Origin of the sequence: Myxococcus sp. AB025B (assembly GCF_006518215.1) — a bacterium.
Lineage (GTDB): Bacteria > Myxococcota > Myxococcia > Myxococcales > Myxococcaceae > Myxococcus > Myxococcus fulvus.
In genome coordinates this window covers 1-388 of record NZ_SRLW01000761.1, presented here as the reverse complement: position 1 = coordinate 388, position 388 = coordinate 1, and the positions used below count along the sequence as shown (strand labels likewise).

The following is a 388-nucleotide window of genomic DNA, read 5'->3' as shown; positions in this document are numbered from 1 at the left end:
ACTTCAAGCTGTGGTTCAAGAAGAGCCCGACCCTGGGCAAGATCATGACCGGCATCGAACAGTGGCTGCTGCCCAAGATTGGCGTCAGCAACCCGCCCTGGACGCTGCACGGCACGAAGTCGGATAACCAGTCGCTCAAGCCGGCATCGGAATGCCCGAAGATCGAGTATCCGAAGCCGGACGGCAAGATCACGTTCGATCGCCTGTCGTCGGTGTTCATCTCGAACACGAACCACGAAGAGAACCAGCCGGCCCACCTAACGCTGAAAGATCCGACCGTTCCGACACGCATCAACCTGACGCAGTTTGCCGGCCCCGAGCAGCGCTACTGCCCGGCCGGCGTGTACGAATTCGTCAAGAACGACGAAGGCACCGAACGCCTGCAGAT

The 388-nt window shown here is 60.1% G+C and carries 1 protein-coding gene; it reads left to right on the top strand.

Annotated elements, in window-relative coordinates; translation table 11 throughout:
- The coding region (locus tag FL311_RS43840; protein ID WP_194869665.1) for a 4Fe-4S dicluster domain-containing protein at window positions 1-388 on the top strand (388 nt) is incomplete at both ends.